Below are 14,129 nucleotides of genomic sequence, written 5' to 3' on the forward strand. Positions count from 1 at the left end.
GACGACGACTCCTCGGTCCGCAGGTCGTGTCCTGCGGCCGTCGAGGGGTCCTCCACGCTCTGCGAGGCGACCCCGTCCCGGCAAGTCCGGCGTGATCCTCCGCTCGTGCGGCTCAGCGCACAATCGGCCCATCGATGCCGGCGACCCCGGCTCCTGTGCTGGTCAGGAGGTTGCGGACGGATCAGTGCGCGACGTGGCGAAGTGATCGGGAGTGAGCTCGAAGGCGTGATGTGGCCGACCGAAAGCCACGTCGCGACCCAGGCGGATGAAGCCGATCTTCTCCAGCACCCGCGCCGAGGCGGGGTTCTCGACATCGACCAGTGCGACCAGGCGCGGCAGCTCCAGTGGACCGAAGGCGGCTCCGACGCACCGCCGTGCAGCCTCCGTGGCCAGACCCCGTCCCCAGGCGACGCGTGCCAGGGTGTATCCGAGCTCGATGCCGCGCTCGGTGACCTCGAGCCCCGCATCACCGACCAGCTCTCCGCTGCTGCGGTCCACCACGGCCCAGCACGCGAAGCCATGCTCACGCTGGTGACGGCGGTAGCCCGCGATCATCCGCGCCGTCTCCTCGGGTGGGACAGCTCCGCCCTCGCCCACGTACCGCATGACCTCCTCGTCCCCGTAAACGGCATGGGCGGCTGGGACGTCTGTCGTCTCGAAGGGGCGCAGCAGCACCCGACCGCCGCACAGCGGGAAGCTCAGCGGCGCGGACGATCGGGGCGCGGGGGACGAGGTCACGAAAGCAGTGTGGGCCGGGTCGGCGGCCGTGGTCAACGCGGTGGCGACGAGGCCCCTCGGGCTACCCTGGCCGGGATGTCACGCGCCGCCCTCCTGCCCCCCGTGCTGCTCGGCCTCGTGGTCCTGCTGCTCGCGCAGCTGGTGGGCCTGGCCGCGTCGGCCCTGCTGGGCCTGCCCGTGCCCGGAGTGGTCCTCGGGGTCGTGCTGCTGGTGCTGCTCGGGATCCTGCGACCCACGCGAGTCGTGGTCCGCGCCGCGGAACCGGCCGCCGCGCCCCTGCTGGCCCACCTGCAGCTGCTGTTCGTCCCGCCCTGCGTCGGGATCATCCTGGAGCTGCGGACCCTCGCCGAGAACGCGCTGCCGCTCGCGCTCGCCGTCGGCGGCTCCTTCCTGATGCCGCTGATCGTCTCCGGGATGGTGCTGCAGGCTCTGCTGCGCCGCCAGGACCGCCGACGAGGCCGGGAGGCACCTGCATGAGCACCCTCATCCACCTGCCCGTCTTCGGCCTCGCCCTGACGCTCAGCGCCTACCTCGTGGCGTACTGGCTCTACCACCGTCTCGGCCGGCCCGGGGTGCTCTCCCCGGTGCTGGTCACCACCGCGATCGTCGCGGCGGTCCTGCTGCTGACGGGTCTGCCGTACAGCGTCTACCTCGAGCAGGTGGGCCTGCTGACGATGCTCCTCGGCCCCGCCACCGTCGCCCTCGCCCTGCCGCTGCTGCGCAACGGGCGGGCGCTGGCCGGCTCGGCGCCTGCGGTGGCCGCCGCCCTGATCGCCGGGGGAGTGTTCAGCATCGCGATCACCGTGGGAGTCCTGCAGCTCTTCGGTGTCGGGGACGACGTGCTCCGTGCCGCGCTGCCCCGTTCGGTGACCTCGCCCGTCGGGCTGTCGATCGCCGAGGCGCTGCATGCCTCCGTGCCGCTCGCGATCGTGCTCACCATGGTCTCCGGGGTGCTGGGCGCGGCGTTCGGCCCCGCGCTGCTGTCCCTGGCGCGGGTGCGGGACGAGCGGGCGCGCGGCTTCGCCGTCGGCCTCACCTCGCACGGCATCGGCACCTCCCGGGTGCTCTCCGACTCCACCGTGGCCGGTGGCTGGTCCAGCGCCGCCATGGTGCTGAACGCCCTGGTGATGACGATGGTGCTGCCGATCGTGGCGGCGCTCGCCACGAGCTGACCGGCGGACGAGCTGACCGGGCGCGGCCGCGCGGCGGGATCCGTCTCAGCCCAGGTCGAGGAAGGCTCGCAGCTCCGCGAAGGCCGAGGGGACCACTGAATAGTGCGCCCAGCGCCCCTTCTGCTCGCGGGTCAGCAGACCGGCCTCGACCAGCTTCTTCATGTGGTGGCTGACCGTGGGCTGCGAGATGCCGAGCGGCGCGGTGAGATCGCAGGCGCACACGTCCCCGCAGCCCTGCGCGGCCACATGGGAGAGCAGCTGGAGCCGGGTCGGGTCCGAGAGCGCCTTCAGCCGCAGGGCCAGATGCTCCGCCTCCGCGGCGTCGATCGGGCCGGCGCCGAGCGCGCAGCAGTCGAGTGCGGTCGACGCCTCCGGCGCGCAGGACGAGGCGCCCGCGGCCGGCCGCGGGCTGCACTCGGAGGTGTCGGACCCGGCGGCCGCGTCACGGATCGTGAGGCTCGCCGGGCGGACGGACGGGGTGGAGGGCATCGGCACACCTTACATTGACGTTCGTCTATGCGGCAGGCTAGCGTGCGCATCGATATCCGTCTATAGGAAGAGGCAGACCCCGTCATGACGACGACCACCGCACCCAGCGCACCGACCGGTGTCGCCGGGGAGATGTCGTTCCTGGACCGCTTCCTGCCGGTCTGGATCATCGCCGCCATGATCCTGGGCCTGGCATTGGGCCGTCTCGTGCCCGGGTTGAACCAGGCGCTCGAGAGCATGTCCGTCGCGGGCATCTCCCTCCCCATCGCGATCGGCCTGCTGGTGATGATGTACCCGGTCCTGGCGAAGGTCCGCTACGACGAGACCCGGCGCATCACCGCCGATCGGAAGCTGATGGTCCTGTCCCTGGTGCTGAACTGGATCCTGGGACCGGCGCTCATGTTCACCCTGGCCTGGCTGCTGCTCGCCGACCTCCCCGAATATCGCACCGGGCTGATCATCGTGGGCCTCGCCCGCTGCATCGCGATGGTGTTCATCTGGAACGATCTCGCCTGCGGCGACCGGGAGGCCGCGGCCGTGCTGGTCGCTCTCAACTCCGTCTTCCAGGTGCTCGCCTTCGGGGCGCTCGGCTGGTTCTACCTGCAGGTGCTGCCCTCCTGGCTGGGTCTGCCCGTGACCTCGGCAGAGTTCTCCGTCGGCGCGATCGTGCTGTCGGTGCTGGTGTTCCTCGGGATACCGCTGCTGGCCGGCTTCCTCACCCGGACGTTCGGGGAGCGGGCCAAGGGGCGGGACTGGTACGAGAACCGCTTCCTGCCCCGCATCGGCCCGTTCGCCATGTACGGACTGCTGTTCACCATCGTGCTGCTGTTCGCCCTGCAGGGCGAGGCGATCACCTCCAGCCCCTGGGACGTGGCCCGCATCGCCCTGCCGCTGCTGGCCTACTTCGTGGGGATGTTCCTGCTCTCGCTGTTCGTGGCGCGCGCCGTGGGCCTGAACTACGCGAAGTCCACCACGGTCGCCTTCACCGCCTCCGGGAACAATTTCGAGCTCGCCATCGCGGTCGCGATCGGCACCTTCGGCGTCACCTCCGGGCAGGCGCTCGCCGGCGTCGTCGGCCCCCTCATCGAAGTGCCGGTGCTGGTGGGGCTGGTCTACGTCTCGCTGTGGCTGGCCAAGCGCCTGTTCCCCGGTGACCCCACCGTCCCGGCTCGCCGCGAGCAGAAGGTCACCGCATGAGCATCCGGAACTCCGTCTCCTCCGTCCCATCCGTCCTGTTCGTGTGCGTGAAGAACGGCGGCAAGTCCCAGATGGCCGCCGCCCTCATGGAGGCTCGGGCCGCGGGCGCCGTCGAGGTGCACTCCGCCGGGACCAGGCCCGGCACCGCGATCAACACCCTCTCGGCCGAAGTGGTCGCCGAGGTCGGCGCGGACATGTCCGCCGGCGTCACGAAGCCGATCGATCCCGCGCTGCTGGCCCGCGTGGACCGGGTCGTAGTGCTGGGGGAGGAGGCCGCGGTCGAGCCCGTCCCCGGCATGACCGGCACCATCACCACCTGGGTCACCGACGAGCCTTCCGAGCGCGGCATCGAGGGGCCCGAGCGGATGCGCCTGGTGCGTGACGACATCGACAGACGGGTGCAGGAGCTGCTTGCGGAGCTCACGGCCGAATGACGCTGAGCGCCCCCGCAGGCGAGGTCGAGGCGTACATCCACCGCCACGACGACGCTCGCACGGAGGGGCAGCACAACGGCCGGAGCGGGGCACCGGCCAGCGGAGCACCGCAGTGCCGGAGGGGGCTTGCCGCCGCTGTCTGATCAGCAGAGGCGTTCGCCGGCCCGTGGCGGGCGTAGCATTCCGCGCGTGCTCACATTCGGGCTTCTCCAGCCTCGCACCGTCGATCGGCGACCGCGTCCCACGCGGACCGTCTTCCTCGCCTTCGCCCTCAGCGCCGTCCTGGGAACGCTCCTGCTGATGCACCCGGCCGCCTCCACCGGCGCCGGCGGCGCCGAGGTGATGGAGGCGCTGTTCACCGCGGTGTCCTCACTCTGCGTGACCGGGCTGATCGTGGTCGACACCCCCGTCTTCTGGACCACCTTCGGGCAGGTCGTGATCCTCGCGCTGATCCAGCTCGGCGGCCTCGGCGTGATGACCTTCGCCTCCGTGGTGGGGATCGCCGTGGTCCGCAAGCTGTCCCTGCGCTCGAAGCTCACCGCCGCCGCGGAGGTCAAGAGCTTCGGCATCGAGGACGTACGCACCCTCGTGATCAGCGTGGTGCGGATCTCGCTGCTCATCGAGGCGGTCGCGGCGGTGATCCTCACGCTGCGCTTCGCCCTGACCCACGACGAGACCTGGGGGCGGGCGCTGTGGCTCGGTGTCTTCCACGCCGTGTCCTCGTTCAACAACGCCGGTTTCGCGCTCTACAGCGACAGTCTCATGTCCTTCCGGGACGACCCCGTGGTGCTTCTGACCACGAGCGGCGCGACGGTGCTCGGCGGGCTCGGGTTCCCCGTGCTCATGCAGCTGAGGAAGCACCTGGGCACCGTGCGTCTGTGGACCATGAACACCCGGATAGTGCTCGCGGCGACGCCGCTGCTGCTCGTCCTCGGCACCGTCTACATCACCGCGCTCGAGTGGACCAATCCGGCGACCCTCGGCGGGATGCCTCCTCACCTGCGGATCCTCAACGGCTTCGCGATGTCCGCCCAGACCCGCACCGCGGGCTTCAACACCATCGACACCGGCGCGATGGATCCCGCCACCTGGCTGGGCATGGACCTGCTGATGTTCATCGGCGGCGGCCCCGCCGGCACTGCGGGCGGCATCAAGGTCACCACTTTCGCCGTGCTGTTCTTCCTCATGCTCGGCGAGCTGCGCGGCGCCGGGGCCATCACCGTCTTCGGCAAGCGGCTCTCCCGGGCGGTGCACCGTCAGGCGATCACCGTGATCGTGATGGCCGTCGGCCTCGTCGCCGTCTCCACGATCGCGATCATGCTCATGACCGACTTCTCCCTCGACCAGGTCCTGTTCGAGGTGGTCTCGGCCTTCGCGACCGTGGGCCTGTCCACCGGGATGACCGCGGGCCTCCCCGTCGGCGCGCAGCTGATCATCGTGGCGCTCATGTTCACCGGACGGCTGGGCCCGATCACGGTCGCCACCGGCCTGGCTCTGCGCCGCCGCACGCTCCTCTACGACCTCCCCAAGGAAAGGCCGATCATTGGCTAAGCACAGACTCTTCCGCACAGGTCTCTCCGCCGGCCCGACCTCCGACAGATCGGTCGCGGTCATCGGCCTGGGCCGCTTCGGGCAGTCCCTCGCCCTCGAGCTCATGGACGAGGGCGCGGAGGTGCTCGGCATCGACGTGCGCGAGGACACCGTCCAGGCGCTCAACGGCCGGATCACCCACGCGGTCGTCGCCGACGCCACCTACGAGGACGTGATGCGCCAGCTCTCGATCCCCGAGTTCGAGCGCGTGGTCATCGCGATCGGCAGCGACATCCAGTCCAGCATCCTGGTCACCTCGCTGCTGCTGCGCTTCGGTGTGCAGAAGATCTGGGCGAAGGCCGTCAGCGACCCCCACGGACTGATCCTCGAGCAGCTGGGCATCCCGCACGTGATCTACCCGGAGAAGGACATGGGCCGACGGGTCGCCCACCTCGTGCTGGGCAGCATGCAGGACTTCATCGAGATCGACACCGACTTCGCGATGGTGAAGACCGCGCTGGGCGCCGAGCACGCCGGGACCCGGCTCGGTGACAGCGGCATCCGCCGACGCTACGGCGTCACCGTCACCTCCGTGAAACCGGTCGGTGGCACCTGGCAGAGCGCCACCCAGGACACGGTGCTGCAGGAGGGGGACACCATCCTGGTCACCGGCCCCATCCGGCAAGCGGACCGGTTCAGCCGCGCGATGTCCTGAGGGACGCGGGGCACCGGACGAGGGGCCGCCCGAAGACCGCCGTACGTCGGTCGCGCGAGGATCCCGTGCTCACGACCGCTACGGCCCCGCACCCGGCCTTCTCGCCCTGGCAGCAGGCGACCAGGACCGGCATCGCCTCCACCCCGGCCGGACCGATCCCGGACGACCTCGTCGAACGGTGGGTGCGGGCATCTCCCGAGCGCTTCAGGCCCCGGGGGTGTCAGGGTGGGGAGACGGCCACGGGCTGATCGCCTCGAGGCCGGGGTACCCCTGGAAATCCCTGAGGTTCCGGGTGAAGAGCACTGCGTCGTGGGTGACTGCGGTCGCGGCGATGTACGCATCGTTCACGGAGATGCTGATGCCGCGGCGTCGGAGGAGCGCCACGTTGACGGCGTAGTTCTCCACCACGGTCGCGGCGAGGGGGAGTGTTCGGCTCTGGTAGGCGTCCTGTACGGAACGGACGTGATGGAGCAGCTCGCTGCGCCGTCGACCCTCCTCCAGGAACTCCACCCCGAGCCGCAGCTCGGCGAGGGAGATGACTGAGATATAGGAGCGGTCGCTGATCCGCTGCAGCGCGGTGACGACCGTCGGCTCCGGGCGCGGGCGGGCAAGTTCGAAGAGCACGTTCGTGTCCAGGATGACTGCCGAGGGGACCCGCGCGGTCACGAGAACGAGGCGGCGTCGTGGTCCTTCTGGTCGGGGACGTCAACCGGCTTGACCCCTCGCCCCTGCATCGACGTGAGAATCCTGCCGATCGGGTCCTCGACATCGGTGCGACGCGCCCGGGTGAGCACGTCCCTGGCCTCGGCTTCCATCGAGCGGCCGTTCCGCGCGCCGCGTTCGCGGAGCCATTGGCGGACGTTGTCATCGAGATCTCTGACCAGCAGCTGAGCCATGGGGCACCTCCTCCCTCTGGGTGATATCAATGATATCAAACGGGTGTCCGACCCGCCATGGTCACTGCTCGCGCGGTGGGAGGACCCGGTGGCCGAATGTGCTTCGGAGCGCCGGGGCCACCTCCGAAAGTCGGGTGCGGCGGGACGTGCGATCCGGAACAATGGACCGCCGCGGTCACGTCTGACCGCGGCTCTCTGTGCGGACAGGGGCTGTCCGCCCCCGCACCTATCGTCGGTCCTGTCCATGGGCTGTCGGACCCGTCGCAGAATGCGTCGGAGTCGGCCGTTCCATAGTCCTCGCCGCGCAGCACGGCTTCGCGCCTCCGCTCTTCTCGTCAAGGATCCCTCTTCATGCTCTGGACCCTCCTCCGACGCCACGTCCGGCCGTACCTGCCGCTCGTGGCCGCCGTGATCGTGCTCCAGCTCGCGACCATCCTCGCGACCCTCTACCTGCCCAGCCTCAACGCCGACATCATCGACAACGGCGTGGCCACGGGCGACACCGACTACATCTGGCGCGTCGGCGGCGTCATGCTGGTCGTCGCGATGGCGCAGGTGGTCACCGCGATCGCCTCGGTCTGGTGCGGTGCCCGGGTCTCGATGGGGATGGGCCGGGACATCCGCCGCGCGATCTTCACCCGGGTGGACCGCTTCTCCACCGAGGAGATGGGCCGCTACGGCGCTCCCACCCTGATCACGCGCGCCACCAATGACGTTCAGCAGGTGCAGATGCTGGCGCTCATGACGCTGAACTTCATGGTCATGGTGCCGATCATGTCCATCGGCGGGATCGTCATGGCGATCCGGGAGGACCCGGGGCTGTCCTGGCTGGTGTGGGTGGCGGTGCCGCTGCTGATGCTCATCGTGGGTCTGCTGGTCACCAAGCTGATGCCGCTGTTCCAGCGGATGCAGGACAATATCGACTCCATCAACTCCGTGATGCGCGAGCAGATCATGGGCATCCGCGTGGTGCGCGCCTTCGTGCGCGAGCGGCACGAGACCGCCCGCTTCGAGACCGCCAACGCCACCTTGACCGACACCTCGGTGCGGATCGGCCGGCTGTTCGTGATCATGGGCCCGGCCATCACCGTGGTGCTGCACCTGGCCACCGCCGCCGTGCTCTGGTTCGGCGGCCACCGGGTCGACGCCGGACTGATGCAGGTGGGCGCGCTGACCGCGTTCATGCAGTACCTGCTGCTGATCCTGATGGCGGTCATGATGGGCACCTTCATGATGATGATGTTCCCGCGCGCGATCATCAGCGCCCGCCGCATCCAGGAGGTCCTCGAGACCGTCCCCACCCTCGCCGAACCCGCGCAGCCGGTCGTCCTCGGAGCGGCCGGCGGCGGTGCGGAGATCGAGTTCCGCGATGTCACCTTCGCCTACCCCGGCGCCGAGGCCCCGGTGCTCGACGGCGTCACCTTCACCGCCGAGGCCGGCAGGACCACCGCCATCATCGGCTCCACCGGCGCCGGCAAGACCACCCTGGTCAGCCTCATCCCGCGCCTGCACGACGCGAGCAGCGGCCAGGTGCTGCTCGACGGCGTCCCGGTCACCGACCTCGCCCGCGCCACCATCTCGGAGACCGTCGGCCTGGTGCCGCAGAAGCCCTACCTGTTCTCCGGCACCATCGCCCACAACCTCCGCTTCGGCGACCCGGCGGCCGACGACGAGCGGCTGTGGCACGCGCTGGACGTCGCCCAGGGCACCGAGTTCGTCGCCGACCGCACCACCGGTGAGGGGGAGGCGGCGGCGATCGGGCTCGAGTCGACCGTCTCCCAGGGCGGCACCAACGTCTCCGGCGGGCAGCGCCAGCGCCTGTGCATCGCCCGCACCCTGGTCGCCGCGCCGCGGGTGTACGTCTTCGACGACTCCTTCTCCGCGCTGGACGTCACCACCGATGCGCTGGTCCGCGAGGGCCTGGACCGCCACACCCACGGCGCGACCACGATCATCGTCGCCCAGCGCATCTCCACCATCACCGGCGCCGATCAGATCCTGGTGCTCGAGGAGGGGAGGATCGTGGGCCGCGGCACCCACGAGCAGCTGCTGGAGCGCTCGCAGACCTACCGGGAGATCGTCGACTCCCAGATCACCGTGGAGGAGGCCGTATGAGCGCGCGGAAGAAGAGCGGCCGCTCGCAGGAGGCGACCGCGAAGGCCGCCGGCCCGACCACCGGCAAGGCCGGCGGTCCCGCGGCCGAGCTGACCGAGGCCGAGATCCTGGAGATGCAGGACTCGATGAGCAACGAATGGGGCGAGTCCGCGCCGCGGAAGGCCAAGGCCTTCTGGCCCTCGGCGCTGCGCCTGGCGAGCACCTTCGGCGACCACAAGCTGGGCCTGGCCATCGTGCTCGCCTTCGGGCTGGTCTCCACCGTGCTCTCGGTGTGGGCGCCGCTGATCCTCGGCGACGCGATGGACGTCATCTTCGACGGCTTCCTCAGCGGGGAGGGGATCGCCTTCGACGCGCTCGGCCGCCTGCTGCTGATGGTGCTGGGCATGTACGTGATCGCGGCGCTGTTCGACTGGCTGCAGGGCCGGCTGCTGAACGACGTGGTCATGCGCATCGTCTACGTGCTGCGCGAGAAGATCGAGGCGAAGGTCAACCGGCTGCCGCTGAGCTATTTCGACACCCGCCAGCGCGGTGACCTGCTCTCCCGCACCACCAACGACGTCGACAACGTCCAGACCGCCCTCCAGCAGGCCTTCGCCTCGCTGGTCTACGCGGTGCTGACCCTCGTGGGCATCACCGTGATGATGTTCTGGCTGTCCTGGCAGCTGGCCCTGATCGCCCTGATCGCGCTGCCGATCTCCGCCGTCGCCATCGGCCTGATCGGCTCGAGGTCCCAGAAGCTGTTCACCGCGCAGTGGCGGCACACCGGGCGGCTGAACGGGCACGTCGAGGAGTCCTTCACCGGCCACGACCTGGTCACCGTCTTCGACCGTCAGGACGCGATGCGCGAGCAGTTCGATGAGCGCAACGAGGAGCTGTGGGAGGCCTCGTTCAAGGCCCAGTTCTACTCCGGCATGATCATGCCGATCATGCAGTGGGTGACCTATCTGGGCTACGTCGGCATCGCCGTGGTCGGCGGTCTGCGGATCGCGAGCGGACAGATGTCGCTGGGCCAGGTCACCGCCTTCATCCAGTACTCCCGCGAGTTCAACGCACCGCTGGGAGAGGTGGCCGGGATGGCGAACATGCTCATCTCCGGCGTGGCCTCGGCGGAGCGGATCTTCGAGCTGCTGGATGCCGAGGAGCAACAGGCCGATGGCGAGATCACCGCGGGCGCCGAGGGCGCACGCCGGATCGAGCGCGCCGAGCTCACCGGCCCCACCCGCGGCCGGATCGAGTTCGACCATGTCGCCTTCTCCTACACCCCGGAGAAGCCGCTGATCACCGACCTGTCGCTGACCGCAGAGCCGGGGCAGACCATCGCCATCGTGGGCCCCACCGGCGCCGGCAAGACCACTCTGGTCAACCTCATCATGCGGTTCTACGAGATCGACGCCGGGCAGATCCGCCTGGACGGCGTGGACATCCGTGCGCTGGACCGCGGGGCGGTGCGTTCGTGCGTGGGCATGGTGCTGCAGGACGCGGTGCTGTTCGGCGGCACCATCCGGGAGAACATCCGCTACGGCCGGCTCGATGCGAGCGACGACGAGGTGGTCGCCGCCGCGACCGCCACCTTCGTGGACCGCTTCGTGCACACCCTGCCCGAGGGCTACGACACCGTCATCGAGGACGAGGGCGCGAACGTCTCCGCCGGCGAGCGGCAGCTGATCACCATCGCCCGCGCCTTCCTCGCCGACCCGGCGCTGCTGATCCTCGACGAGGCCACCTCCTCCGTGGACACCCGCACCGAGGTGCTGGTGCAGGAGGCGATGGCCGCGCTGCGCACCGACCGCACCAGCTTCGTCATCGCCCACCGCCTCTCCACCATCCGCGATGCGGACGTGATCCTGGTGATGGAGCACGGCGACATCGTCGAGCAGGGCTCCCACGACCAGCTGCTCGAGGCCGAGGGCGCCTACCACCGCCTGTACTGGTCGCAGTTCGCCGCGGGCACCGACCCCGATGAGGACGAGGCGGTGCTCGAGAGATCGCTGACCGTCACCGGCGAGATCGCGGCCGTGGCCGAGGAGAGCACGGCGACCGAGGCGTAGCAAGCGCGCTGCGGGCGAGGTTCTCGGGGATCCCCCATGGGCAGCGCCGCGCCTGCCCGGTAGCGTCGGGGGCATGGACGTCACGATCATCGGCGGCGGCATCGCCGGCCTCGCCCTCGCCCACGAGCTCGCCCCCGACCACGCCGTCACCGTGCTGGAGTCCTCACCGGGCCCCCGCGGCGGTGGCTTCATGATCGACTTCTTCGGCCCCGGCTTCCTCGCCGCCGAGCGGATGGGCATCATCGAGGAGCTCCGCTCGCGGGGGCATGCCTTCGACGGGGTGCGCTACGGGACCCCCGACGGGAAGGAATCCGGACGCATCGACGTGGGCCCGCTGGTCGCGGCCGCGGGCGGCCGCTACTTCTCGATCCTGCGTCCCGAGGTGGAGCTGGGGCTGCTGGCGGTGCTGCCTCAGTCGGTGGAGCTGCGCTGCTCGGCACGGGTGACGGCGGTCCGTGACCCTGCGCTCGAGGACGCCGGCGCGTCCGGCCGCGCCGCGGTCGACCTCGCCGACGGCAACACGCTCGAGACCGACCTGATCGTCGCCTGCGACGGGGTGCGCTCCGTGGCGCGGGAGCTGGTCGCCCCGGGGCACGGCCCGATCGTGCCGATGGGCTACCGGGTGGCGAGCTACCTGTACGACGATCCGGAGCTCGCCGCCGAGCTGGGGGAGCGGATGCTGATGACCGACACCGTCGGCCGTGTGGGCTGGGCGTACGCGGCCGACGACTCCCGGGTCGGCGTGATGCTCGCCGAGCGGGTGCGGGCCGCGGGCACCAAGCGGCCCACCCCCGACCGGGAGCGGCTGCAGCGGGAGTTCGCCGGGCTGCATCCGCAGGTGGATCGGGCCCTCGTCCACGCCCCGGAGAGCTTCTACGACGACCTGGTCGCCCAGGCGATCGCGCCGCGATGGAGCCGTGGCCGCATCGTGCTGGCCGGCGACGCCGCCCACGCTCCCTCGCTGCTGGCCGGGCAGGGCACCTCGGTCGCGATCGCCGGCGCCGAAGCGCTGGCCAGGAGCCTGCGCGCGACCGGACCGTATGTCCAGGCGGGACTCGCCGAGTACGAGCGCCGCTGGCGGCCGACGGCGGAGAAGGTGCAGCGCTCCGGTCGGCGCAGCGCCGCCTTCTTCACCCCGTCCAGTCCCGCGCAGCTGCGCGGGCAGCAGATCGCCCGGCGTGTGGTGGGCCTGCCCGGCGTGAGCCGCCTGGTGACGCGGAGCTTCATCGCCCCCTGAGAGGTGACGGGCCGGCTGCCGCCCGGCCCCGGGCAACGCTGCCGGGCATCAGCTGGCCGACGTGCGGCGCAGCCGGGTGTTGACGAATTCGCCCATGCCCCAGCGGCCCAGCTCCCGCCCGAAACCGGAGCGCTTCACGCCGCCGAAGGGCAGGCCGGCCCGCGTCGTCCCGTGCTCGTTGACGTAGGCCATCCCGACGTCGAGACGGTCGGCGACGTCCTTCGCGCGCTCGAGATCGGTGCCCCAGACGGAGCCGCTCAGACCGAACGGGACGTCGTTGGCGAGCTCGACGGCCTCCTCCTCCGAGGCGACCCCGTGGATCACGGCGACCGGCCCGAAGATCTCCTCCGTGTAGGCGTCCATCTCCGGCGTGACGCCGGTGAGCACCGCGGGCTGCATGAAGGCGCCGTCGCGCTCGAGGGGCTGTCCGCCCGTATGGAGCGTCGCGCCCTGGCGCACAGCGGTCGAGACCTGCTCGACGACCGTGTCCCGGGCACCGACCGACGAGAGGGGGCCGACGTCGACGCTCTCGTCCAGCGGATCTCCGATAGTCGCGTCCTCGAAGGCCGCGACGACGGTCGCGACGAACGCCTCGAGGCTCGCCGCAGGCACGAAGATCCGCTTCGGTGAGTTGCAGGCCTGCCCCGCGTTCGACAGCCGCGCGGTGGCGACGGTCCGAGCGACCTGCTCGAGGTCCGCATCGTCGAGCACGATCAGCGGATCGGACCCGCCGAGCTCCAGCACCGACTTCTTCAGGTGCTTGCCGGCATTCTCCGCGACCGCTGCCCCGGCCCTCTCGCTGCCGGTGAGGGACACCCCGCGCACCCGGGGATCGGCGATCATGTCGGCGATCTGCTCGTGGGAGGCGAAGACGTTGGCGTAGGCACCCTGTGGGACCCCCGCCTCGTGCAGGATCTCCGCCATGACCTCCGAGGAGCCGGCGCAGATCTCCGCGTGCTTGAGGATGATCGTGTTGCCTGCCATCAGGTTCGGGGCGACGAAGCGCGCCACCTGGTAGTACGGGTAGTTCCAGGGCATCACTCCGACCAGCGGGCCGATCGGCTCGGTCTGCACCAGCGACTCCTGCGCACCCTGCGGATCCAGCTGTTCGGGCTGCAGCAGCTCCGGTCCGTGGGTGGCGTACCAGCGGTAGATCGACCCGGCCAGCTTCACCTCGCCGAGGGCCTGCGCCAGCGGCTTGCCCATCTCGACGGCGATCAGCTCTGCCAGCTCCCGGGAGCGGTTCTTGTAGGCGTCGGCGACCCGTTCCAGGATCGCGGCGCGCTCCTGCGCCGCGGTGGCGCGCCACCGGTCGAACTCGGCATGGGACTGAGCGAGCACGCGCTCCATCTCCGTGCTGCCGAGGGTGGTGAATTCCTTGTCGGTCCGTCCCGTGGTCGGGTTGGTCGTCGTGTATCCAGCCATCCGCCCACCCTGGTCCGACCCTCCGGATCTGTAAAGGCGGACCGTCCGATCGGTCGTCGGGGCGGGGCGGGAGGCCGCTCAGAAGGGTGTCGAGGGCGGGGCGTCCGGCGGGGGCTCCGGCGGCGTGGGCTGC

General features: G+C 70.5%; 14 protein-coding genes. 9 read left to right on the forward strand and 5 right to left on the reverse strand.

All coding sequences use genetic code 11. The annotated features are described in order from the left end of the window. Positions 1–162: 162 nt before the first annotated feature. Positions 163–738, reverse strand: coding sequence for a GNAT family N-acetyltransferase (locus CFK38_RS04215; RefSeq protein ID WP_218192345.1), 576 nt, complete (start codon positions 736–738; stop codon positions 163–165). Between the two features lie 75 nt (positions 739–813). Here CFK38_RS04215 and CFK38_RS04220 point away from each other — a divergent pair, with 75 nt between their 5' ends. Further along, on the forward strand, positions 814–1,215 hold the full coding sequence (locus CFK38_RS04220; protein ID WP_096801956.1) for a CidA/LrgA family protein: 402 nt from the start codon (positions 814–816) through the stop codon (positions 1,213–1,215). Beyond that, positions 1,212–1,910: an LrgB family protein gene (locus tag CFK38_RS04225; RefSeq protein WP_096801957.1), complete on the forward strand. Its 699-nt coding sequence runs from the start codon at positions 1,212–1,214 to the stop codon at positions 1,908–1,910. The genes CFK38_RS04220 and CFK38_RS04225 overlap by 4 nt, the downstream gene beginning before the upstream one ends. Before the next feature lie 45 nt (positions 1,911–1,955). On the opposite strand, the gene CFK38_RS04230 is transcribed toward CFK38_RS04225, so the two are convergent. Next, a complete protein-coding gene (locus CFK38_RS04230; RefSeq protein WP_096801958.1) occupies positions 1,956–2,399 on the reverse strand; it encodes an ArsR/SmtB family transcription factor in 444 nt (147 codons plus the stop codon). An 84-nt stretch (positions 2,400–2,483) separates the two neighbouring features. Between CFK38_RS04230 and arsB the strand changes: the two genes are divergently transcribed. From arsB to CFK38_RS04250, 4 genes are all read left to right on the forward strand, one after another. Then, a complete protein-coding gene (gene arsB, locus CFK38_RS04235; RefSeq protein WP_096801959.1) occupies positions 2,484–3,596 on the forward strand; it encodes an ACR3 family arsenite efflux transporter in 1,113 nt (370 codons plus the stop codon). Then, positions 3,593–4,030, forward strand: coding sequence for an arsenate-mycothiol transferase ArsC (locus tag CFK38_RS04240; RefSeq protein WP_096801960.1), 438 nt, complete (start codon positions 3,593–3,595; stop codon positions 4,028–4,030). Before arsB ends, CFK38_RS04240 begins: the two co-directional genes overlap by 4 nt. A 189-nt stretch (positions 4,031–4,219) precedes the next feature. Then, positions 4,220–5,581 (forward strand): TrkH family potassium uptake protein, encoded by a 1,362-nt coding sequence (locus CFK38_RS04245; protein WP_245851216.1) that lies wholly within the window; start codon positions 4,220–4,222, stop codon positions 5,579–5,581. Next, positions 5,574–6,275: a potassium channel family protein gene (locus tag CFK38_RS04250; RefSeq protein WP_218192346.1), complete on the forward strand. Its 702-nt coding sequence runs from the start codon at positions 5,574–5,576 to the stop codon at positions 6,273–6,275. The genes CFK38_RS04245 and CFK38_RS04250 overlap by 8 nt, the downstream gene beginning before the upstream one ends. 204 nt (positions 6,276–6,479) lie before the next feature. Here CFK38_RS04250 and CFK38_RS04255 read toward each other — a convergent pair whose 3' ends face one another. After that, positions 6,480–6,941: a PIN domain-containing protein gene (locus tag CFK38_RS04255; RefSeq protein WP_096801961.1), complete on the reverse strand. Its 462-nt coding sequence runs from the start codon at positions 6,939–6,941 to the stop codon at positions 6,480–6,482. Continuing rightward, on the reverse strand, positions 6,938–7,171 hold the full coding sequence (locus CFK38_RS04260) for a FitA-like ribbon-helix-helix domain-containing protein (protein ID WP_096801962.1): 234 nt from the start codon (positions 7,169–7,171) through the stop codon (positions 6,938–6,940). The genes CFK38_RS04255 and CFK38_RS04260 overlap by 4 nt, the downstream gene beginning before the upstream one ends. Positions 7,172–7,522: 351 nt before the next feature. Here CFK38_RS04260 and CFK38_RS04265 point away from each other — a divergent pair, with 351 nt between their 5' ends. The 3 genes from CFK38_RS04265 to CFK38_RS04275 all read left to right on the forward strand — a co-directional run bounded on the left by CFK38_RS04265 (position 7,523) and on the right by CFK38_RS04275 (position 12,571). After that, positions 7,523–9,286: an ABC transporter ATP-binding protein gene (locus tag CFK38_RS04265; protein WP_096801963.1), complete on the forward strand. Its 1,764-nt coding sequence runs from the start codon at positions 7,523–7,525 to the stop codon at positions 9,284–9,286. Then, positions 9,283–11,334: an ABC transporter ATP-binding protein gene (locus tag CFK38_RS04270; RefSeq protein WP_096801964.1), complete on the forward strand. Its 2,052-nt coding sequence runs from the start codon at positions 9,283–9,285 to the stop codon at positions 11,332–11,334. Before CFK38_RS04265 ends, CFK38_RS04270 begins: the two co-directional genes overlap by 4 nt. A gap of 73 nt (positions 11,335–11,407) precedes the next feature. Continuing rightward, positions 11,408–12,571: an FAD-dependent monooxygenase gene (locus tag CFK38_RS04275; protein ID WP_096801965.1), complete on the forward strand. Its 1,164-nt coding sequence runs from the start codon at positions 11,408–11,410 to the stop codon at positions 12,569–12,571. Positions 12,572–12,619: 48 nt separating this feature from the next. Here CFK38_RS04275 and CFK38_RS04280 read toward each other — a convergent pair whose 3' ends face one another. Then, entirely contained in the window at positions 12,620–13,996 is a 1,377-nt protein-coding gene (locus CFK38_RS04280) for an NAD-dependent succinate-semialdehyde dehydrogenase (protein WP_096801966.1), read from the reverse strand. Positions 13,997–14,129 lie beyond the last annotated feature (133 nt).

The organism is Brachybacterium vulturis, assembly GCF_002407185.1.
Lineage (GTDB): Bacteria > Actinomycetota > Actinomycetes > Actinomycetales > Dermabacteraceae > Brachybacterium > Brachybacterium vulturis.

What these genes read in the sequence shown, in the direction of transcription:
- CFK38_RS04220 (WP_096801956.1), top strand. Translation starts at nt 814, where the DNA reads ATGTCACGCGCCGCCCTCCTGCCCCCCGTGCTGCTCGGCCTCGTGGTC.
- CFK38_RS04230 (WP_096801958.1), bottom strand. Translation starts at nt 2,399, where the DNA reads ATGCCCTCCACCCCGTCCGTCCGCCCGGCGAGCCTCACGATCCGTGAC.
- CFK38_RS04275 (WP_096801965.1), top strand. Translation starts at nt 11,408, where the DNA reads ATGGACGTCACGATCATCGGCGGCGGCATCGCCGGCCTCGCCCTCGCC.
- CFK38_RS04260 (WP_096801962.1), bottom strand. Translation starts at nt 7,171, where the DNA reads ATGGCTCAGCTGCTGGTCAGAGATCTCGATGACAACGTCCGCCAATGG.
- CFK38_RS04280 (WP_096801966.1), bottom strand. Translation starts at nt 13,996, where the DNA reads ATGGCTGGATACACGACGACCAACCCGACCACGGGACGGACCGACAAG.
- CFK38_RS04225 (WP_096801957.1), top strand. Translation starts at nt 1,212, where the DNA reads ATGAGCACCCTCATCCACCTGCCCGTCTTCGGCCTCGCCCTGACGCTC.
- CFK38_RS04240 (WP_096801960.1), top strand. Translation starts at nt 3,593, where the DNA reads ATGAGCATCCGGAACTCCGTCTCCTCCGTCCCATCCGTCCTGTTCGTG.
- CFK38_RS04270 (WP_096801964.1), top strand. Translation starts at nt 9,283, where the DNA reads ATGAGCGCGCGGAAGAAGAGCGGCCGCTCGCAGGAGGCGACCGCGAAG.
- arsB (WP_096801959.1), top strand. Translation starts at nt 2,484, where the DNA reads ATGACGACGACCACCGCACCCAGCGCACCGACCGGTGTCGCCGGGGAG.
- CFK38_RS04265 (WP_096801963.1), top strand. Translation starts at nt 7,523, where the DNA reads ATGCTCTGGACCCTCCTCCGACGCCACGTCCGGCCGTACCTGCCGCTC.